Annotated in this window: 8 protein-coding genes; 4 read left to right on the top strand and 4 right to left on the bottom strand. The window is 44.6% G+C overall.

Features of this window, described 5'->3' with window-relative positions; all coding sequences use genetic code 11:
• The first annotated feature begins 11 nt into the window (after nucleotides 1-11).
• Nucleotides 12-152 (top strand): hypothetical protein, encoded by a 141-nt coding sequence (locus tag PN462_RS03730; RefSeq protein WP_272126620.1) that lies wholly within the window; start codon nucleotides 12-14, stop codon nucleotides 150-152.
• An 18-nt stretch (nucleotides 153-170) separates the two neighbouring features.
• On the opposite strand, the gene PN462_RS03725 is transcribed toward PN462_RS03730, so the two are convergent.
• Together PN462_RS03725 and PN462_RS03720 are read right to left on the bottom strand one after the other, a co-directional pair.
• Nucleotides 171-521 (bottom strand): hypothetical protein, encoded by a 351-nt coding sequence (locus PN462_RS03725; protein ID WP_272126619.1) that lies wholly within the window; start codon nucleotides 519-521, stop codon nucleotides 171-173.
• A gap of 362 nt (nucleotides 522-883) precedes the next feature.
• Nucleotides 884-2,098 carry a polyprenyl synthetase family protein gene (locus PN462_RS03720; RefSeq protein WP_272126618.1) on the bottom strand — a complete coding sequence of 405 codons (1,215 nt, stop codon included), beginning with the start codon at nucleotides 2,096-2,098 and terminating at the stop codon, nucleotides 884-886.
• A 43-nt stretch (nucleotides 2,099-2,141) separates the two neighbouring features.
• On the opposite strand from PN462_RS03720, the gene PN462_RS03715 reads away from it, so the two are divergent.
• Nucleotides 2,142-2,684 (top strand): hypothetical protein, encoded by a 543-nt coding sequence (locus PN462_RS03715; protein WP_272126617.1) that lies wholly within the window; start codon nucleotides 2,142-2,144, stop codon nucleotides 2,682-2,684.
• Here PN462_RS03715 and miaA read toward each other — a convergent pair.
• A complete protein-coding gene (gene miaA / locus PN462_RS03710; protein ID WP_272126616.1) occupies nucleotides 2,661-3,626 on the bottom strand; it encodes a tRNA (adenosine(37)-N6)-dimethylallyltransferase MiaA in 966 nt (321 codons plus the stop codon). The two genes, PN462_RS03715 and miaA, sit on opposite strands and share 24 nt — an antisense overlap.
• Before the next feature lie 274 nt (nucleotides 3,627-3,900).
• Nucleotides 3,901-4,584: a two-component system response regulator RppA gene (rppA, locus tag PN462_RS03705; RefSeq protein WP_443029053.1), complete on the bottom strand. Its 684-nt coding sequence runs from the start codon at nucleotides 4,582-4,584 to the stop codon at nucleotides 3,901-3,903.
• An 84-nt stretch (nucleotides 4,585-4,668) separates the two neighbouring features.
• Here rppA and hisG point away from each other — a divergent pair, with 84 nt between their 5' ends.
• Complete coding sequence (gene hisG / locus PN462_RS03700) at nucleotides 4,669-5,301, top strand: ATP phosphoribosyltransferase (RefSeq protein WP_272126614.1); 633 nt, start codon at nucleotides 4,669-4,671, stop codon at nucleotides 5,299-5,301.
• A gap of 118 nt (nucleotides 5,302-5,419) precedes the next feature.
• Complete coding sequence (locus PN462_RS03695; RefSeq protein WP_272126613.1) at nucleotides 5,420-5,752, top strand: ABC transporter substrate-binding protein; 333 nt, start codon at nucleotides 5,420-5,422, stop codon at nucleotides 5,750-5,752.
• Nucleotides 5,753-6,067 lie beyond the last annotated feature (315 nt).

Genomic DNA, 6,067 nt, shown 5'->3' with positions numbered 1-6,067 from the left:
GGTAGGGGGAGATGGAGGAGATGGGGGTTGAGTGGGAGGTGGAGATGGAGGAGATGGAGGTTGAGTGGGAGGTTGAGTGGGAGGAGGAGATGGAGGAGATGGAGGTTGAGTGGGAGGTTGAGTGGGAGGAGGAGATGTTGTTTGTATTTTGACCAATTCCCACTCTTGACTCAGGACATTCTCAGAAGGTCAAAACTGACTGTCCCTCGTTTCGGATGATACATCCCAATACAGTCACCCTCTTGTACTTTAATTGGTGCAGAAAGTGAGAACTCGTTTTTCCCTACAGATTCAGGGGTTTCGACATCACTTTTCCCAACTACTGACCAAGAGTTTCCATTCGGTCTGTAAATAACCAATTGAACTGGGTTAGTTCGGTCTGCCCAAATTTCCCAAGCGGTGATCTCATCCATCCCTTCAATAGGGTCGTTTGTGTCTAGTAAGTAAAAATCACTCCAAACATCAGCGTATCTTCGATCAACGATAGGATTCCCACAAGTTTGTAATGGTTCGCTAGCCATTAGTTTTCCTCAGAAAATTATTTAAAAATGGACAATAATGAAACCTAAAATCTAATTTGCTTTTTGATACATTCAATTTAGCAATATAACCCATTTTTGTCAGATTATTTTTACGTTTTTTAATGTTTTTTGCTATCAATAAATAGGCAAAAGGAAAGGTATTTTGTATTATTTTTTTAACAAAAATACAAAACAATTACTCTTAATAATTAAACTCAAAAATTAAAAATAGCCATTTCAAGTTTAATCATTTTACAGATTTTTATTTAGTTTTATGTTTCCTTACAGGGGGTTATGGAGGTTTTTTAGCTTGAGATTTTAATAATTCTTGTAAAGTAATACACAGGTCAGCACAATTGGTTCTAAATATTGCGGTAAATAACATAATTAATGAGTTCTTTTAGAAACCGTCTATCATGGACTAAACAATCCCATTGTTCGGATGACTGTTGCGAAACTTCCGCTTTGATAAACTCTAGAGATTGAAAAATTTTTGTAGCTTGATAGGCTTTATTGCGGGCAACCCTCCAACCGTGTTCAATACTCCCGTATTGTTTCATTTCTTGTAAAATAAAATTAACTTGTTTTTGGGTTTTCTCTGGACGGGGGAGTTTGAGAATTTCTACAATTTCTTGGGAGTGGTGACTGTTTGCAATGACATGATTGAGCATTAAAGTCCGTTTCCCTTCGTAAATATCGCCGCCGATTTCTTTACCGTAGAGTTTCTTTTCTCCTTGTAAATTGAGTAAGTCATCTTGAATTTGAAAGGCAATGCCGATCGCCATCCCAAAACGAGTGAGATTTTCTAATAATTCGCTTAAATCTTCGGTTTTGTGGGAGGGATGACCGACGATTAAACCAATGCGACAAGGGGAAATGAAGGTGTACCAGCAAGTTTTTTTGCCGCACATTTTAAAATAATCTTCATCGGTGAGGTAGGGGGTATTATCGGCAATCCAATCTAATTCCATGGCTTGGCCTTCAACGGATTGTTGGGCCATAAATTCGATTTCATGGAGGATATGGAGGGTTTTACTTGCACCTAAAACGGATAAGTTTTTTAACAACAGATCAACGGCGAGGACGTTGGTGGCATCACCTACATTAATGGCGCGAGGGATGCCGATCATTTGGTGTAAGGTGTCTTTGCCTCGGCGGGATTCTGAGCCGTCTTCGATATCATCATGAATGAGAAAGGCGTTATGATAGAGTTCGAGGGCTGCGGCGGTGTTTAAGGCGGTTTGTCCCATACCGCCAACGGCTCTGGCGGTACTGATGCAGAGGGTTGGCCGGAGCATTTTGCCACCGCGAAAGGGGTAGTCAATGAGAAGATCGTAGAGGGGGGGATAGGCCCCAGTCTGGTGGCGTTTTTGCTCGATGCAGTTTTTAATTTTTGCTGCGATCGCAACTCTCGAATAATTTAACGCTTCATTCATCAGGGATTTATCATAAAATCCCGCTTCTGAGGCCGGTTGAGGAGCATCTCGCGCTTTGGCGGCCCCATTTTGCGTTAAATTTTTCGGATGAATTGTGATGTCCCCTGAATCTGAAGGCAACTTAAAAGGGGATTGAGTCATGCCTGTATAATCCAACAAGAATGTCGAACAAGGTTAGAGAAGCATGACTATCCCTGAGAACAACCGTCACCAGCAATTGGCGCAATGGATATTACGTTTAATTGAAATTCTGCGATCGCAAGAAAATGCAACTTGGCAAACCTTAGTCAGAACCGTAGCTGGAAAGAGAGCGTTAATGGAACTTGATGGGATACAACTCCAATTGACGGCTTCAGAGAATGACCCCCTACAAGTGCGAGTTGATTATATCACTGAATCCCCTTTTTTACATTTTTCGACCACTGGGGAGATTCTCCGGTCTATTATTGCCGGCCAGTTAACCATTGACAAAGCCATTATCATGGGGGAACTCTATTTACGAGCTACCCTAGACGACATTTTGGGGATTCATCAGTTAGTCATTGATATTCTGGCCGATAGTCCCCTCAACCCGCAACTGCAAGAGTTGTGGCGAGAATTTGATCAAGATTGGATTTCTTCCCCCGTTACTTCTGCCTTATATAGCTTACAAAATCAAAAAATTATCTATGGGGAACTAATCCAAGCCGTGCCACGGGATACCTTACTGGGGGAAGATATGGAATAGGGTTTGGTCGAGATCTTGTAAGATGCGATCGCAATAATCCCCCTCCTCAACATTAAACCAGACAATCTCAGGATAAGCCCGAAACCACGTTTCTTGGCGTTTCGCAAACTGTCGAGTATGTTGAACAATGAGAGTTTTCGCATCCTCTAAACTGACCTCTCCCCCTAAATATTGCTTAATCTCTGCATACCCCAGCGTATTCAGCAACGGTAACTCCGCACCATACTGATCACATAAATATTGCACTTCCGCCACCAATCCCTGTGCCAGCATCTTCTCAGTCCGTTGATAAATGCGTTTTTCCAGGAAAGCGCGGCTACAAGTTAACCCCACCTGTAGAATCGGATAACTCGGCGGATTTTCCCCCTGTTGCTGAGAAATCGGAACCCCCGTCACATAATACACCTCCAAGGCCCGTAACGTCCGCACCTGATCATTAGGGTGAATTTTTTGCGCCGCTACTGGATCAACTTGTAATAAAAAAGCATACAATTGGGACTGTCCCAACTCACTCAACTGACAGCGTAATTCCCCTTGAGGCGGGACTCTCGGAATCTTTAACCCCTTCGTAATCGACTTAATATATAACCCCGTCCCCCCCACCAATAACGGCAAATTACCCGCAGCTTGTAACCGTTGAATATACTCTTGAGTCTGTTCCTGATAATCTGCTAAAGTAAGCGTTTCTGTTGGATCGCAACTATCAATCCAATAATGGGGAACTAACTGCCGTTCTTCGACCGTAGGTTTAGCCGTCCCAATATCAAACTCCCGATACACCTGCCGCGAGTCTGCACTAATAATACTCGTTCCCCACCGTCGCGCCAATTGCAACGCGAGTCCCGATTTTCCCGTGGCCGTAGCCCCACAAATCACAATTAAAGGGTTAACCTCTAGTAGGCGATTGACTCGACTTTTTTTGACATTAGGCCACAAAACCATACTTATATAAAATCCGCTTGATTCGTATAAAATTAATTGATTGCAGGTAAGCCATCAGCCATCAGCCATCAGCCATCAGCCGTCAGCTTAAAACCATTTAACCCGTTTTAACGGGTTTCAGCTATTAGCCTTGGGTTTTAACCCAAGGTAGATGAAAGTAGCTATTTGTTCTCGAAAAATCAAGTCTGCGACTCGTTCTTTCAGTCCTTCAGACGGTTATAACAGAAATCAAGGCAGCATACCTGTATTGTAGTCCAAGACCCCCCACAACCCATTACACCCCAAACCGATAGCCTTTCCCGTACACCGTATGAATTAACGACTGTTCACTCTTGGTTTCGATTTTACGACGTAATAACCGGACTAAGGCCGCCACCACATTACTACTCGGTTGTTCCTCCTCCCCCCAGAGGGCCTGTTGAATTTGATCGTGGGTGAGAAGTTGACCGGAATTTTGCATAAAATACTCTAATAACTGGGCTTCTTTTTCCGATAACTCAATGAGACGATTTTGGCGATAGGCCAGTTGATTCTCTCGATCATAAACTAAATCCGCCACCTGCAAGCGAGATGCGGGTTGGGGGGACTCAGAAACATTACTCCCCCGACGAAGTAACGCCCGGACTCTGGCTAATAATTCCCGTAACTCAAAGGGTTTCATTAAATAATCATCAGCCCCCGCATCTAACCCCATGACTCGATCATCAAGGGTATCTTTAGCCGTGAGGAATAAAACGGGAGTGAAATTGTTTTGCGTCCTTAATTCCTGACAAATCTCTAACCCCGACTGCTGCGGCATCATCCAATCTAAAATTAATAAATCATAGGCATTTTGTAAGGCCAACTTCATCCCCCGTACCCCATTATTCGCCACATCAACAGTATATCCCTCCTTCGACAGGACTTGGGATAAGGGTTGGGTTAACTCAACTTCGTCATCAACAAGTAAAATGTGCATCATCGGGGCATACCGTCAAGGCTTGACTTGTCATGGCCTCTTACGCCATAACTAAACTCGGTTCACGTTCTCCTGCCATTATCCATGATTACCGTTGCATTACCCAAAGGCGCGTTACTGAAAGACAGCATCGATCGCTTCTATGGCATTGGTTTAGACTTTCGAGCCTTCCTCGATGATAACAACCGCCAACTGCAAATAGAAGACCCCACCGGGACCGCCAAAGCCATGTTAGTCCGGGCCCAAGATGTTCCCGTTTATGTGGAATACGGCCAAGCTCAAGTGGGCATTGTCGGTTATGATGTCCTACGAGAGAAAAAGCCCCAAGTCGCCCAACTCGCCGACCTGGAATTTGGCGACTGTCGGATGTCGGTGGCCGTCCCTGCTGATAGTAAATACCAAGAATCTCGCCTCCTCCCTCCCCATGGCCGCGTCGCCTCCAAATTTGTTCATTGTGCGCGAGACTATTTCCGACAACTCGATCTCCCCGTAGAAATTATCCCCCTTTATGGGTCTGTAGAACTGGGCCCCATTACGGGAATGTCCGAGGCCATTGTTGATCTGGTGTCCACTGGACGTACCCTCAAAGAAAATGGATTAATCGAAATTGATGTACTCTTTCACAGTACCGCCCGTCTCATTGCCCATCCTCTCAGTTATCGACTAAATTCAGACCAACTTACGGATTGGCTCAACCAACTGATGAATAATCAGTAATATAGCTTACCCAAGTCTAGGAAGCGGGAGGACTGGAAATGAATGGCAAAAAGCCCCCCATCTCCCTGCTGACTGATGACTGATTAGTGATGACTGTGGACTCCTGTTGCAACGTTTTTTGGTTCTTTTTTGTTGTACCCTGTTGGTGATTCTTGGGGCTTGTCAAGGGCAAGGAGCAGAGATTCGTTTGGGGGTAATTGCCCCCCTCACGGGGGATGTAGCGGAGACTTCAGGGATTCCTACTGTAGAGGGAATTCAACTGGCGATCGCAGAAATTAATGAAACAGGCGGACTAGAATTTAACGGGAGAAAGCATCCCATCACCCTCATCGTCGAAGACGACAAAGATAACCCCTTCAGTTTAAATGCTCCCAACCCTCCCAAAAACTGGACAAATTTCCTTCAAAAGCGGTTCGCGGAGCGTCCCCGCAGGGGAAATGCCCAATGCTAACGGCTGAATACTTACATTCGCCCTCATCCCACCATTGAAAATGGGGGAGTTCCCACTCACGATGTTAAAATCTGATCGTCAAATCTGATCATCGTAATTCGCCAGCAGATCACCATTCAATAAGCGTGCCGAAGAATGTCAAAATAAGAAGCAATTCTCTCACGACATTCTCTACCCGCTCGTTGAAAGCTAGACATTGATTGACATTGTTCAATTTTTGTTGACTTAGAAAGGGACGAGCGTGCAGACTCAGCCATAAATCCTGTAAAAAGGTAGGCTACCTTGAGAGGGTCATCACACCCAAGTGTAAACGCC

Source organism: Spirulina sp. CS-785/01, from assembly GCF_028330525.1.
Classification (GTDB): Bacteria; Cyanobacteriota; Cyanobacteriia; order Cyanobacteriales; family Spirulinaceae; genus JAQMSD01.
The sequence above is the reverse complement of the archived record's forward strand: the minus strand, read 5'-3'. Positions and strand labels throughout refer to the sequence as shown.

Coding starts and splice junctions, on each gene's coding strand:
- PN462_RS03730 (WP_272126620.1), top strand. CDS start 12: ATGGAGGAGATGGGGGTTGAGTGGGAGGTGGAGATGGAGGAGATGGAG.
- PN462_RS03715 (WP_272126617.1), top strand. CDS start 2,142: ATGACTATCCCTGAGAACAACCGTCACCAGCAATTGGCGCAATGGATA.
- hisG (WP_272126614.1), top strand. CDS start 4,669: ATGATTACCGTTGCATTACCCAAAGGCGCGTTACTGAAAGACAGCATC.
- miaA (WP_272126616.1), bottom strand. CDS start 3,626: ATGGTTTTGTGGCCTAATGTCAAAAAAAGTCGAGTCAATCGCCTACTA.
- rppA (WP_443029053.1), bottom strand. CDS start 4,584: ATGCACATTTTACTTGTTGATGACGAAGTTGAGTTAACCCAACCCTTA.
- PN462_RS03725 (WP_272126619.1), bottom strand. CDS start 521: ATGGCTAGCGAACCATTACAAACTTGTGGGAATCCTATCGTTGATCGA.
- PN462_RS03720 (WP_272126618.1), bottom strand. CDS start 2,098: ATGACTCAATCCCCTTTTAAGTTGCCTTCAGATTCAGGGGACATCACA.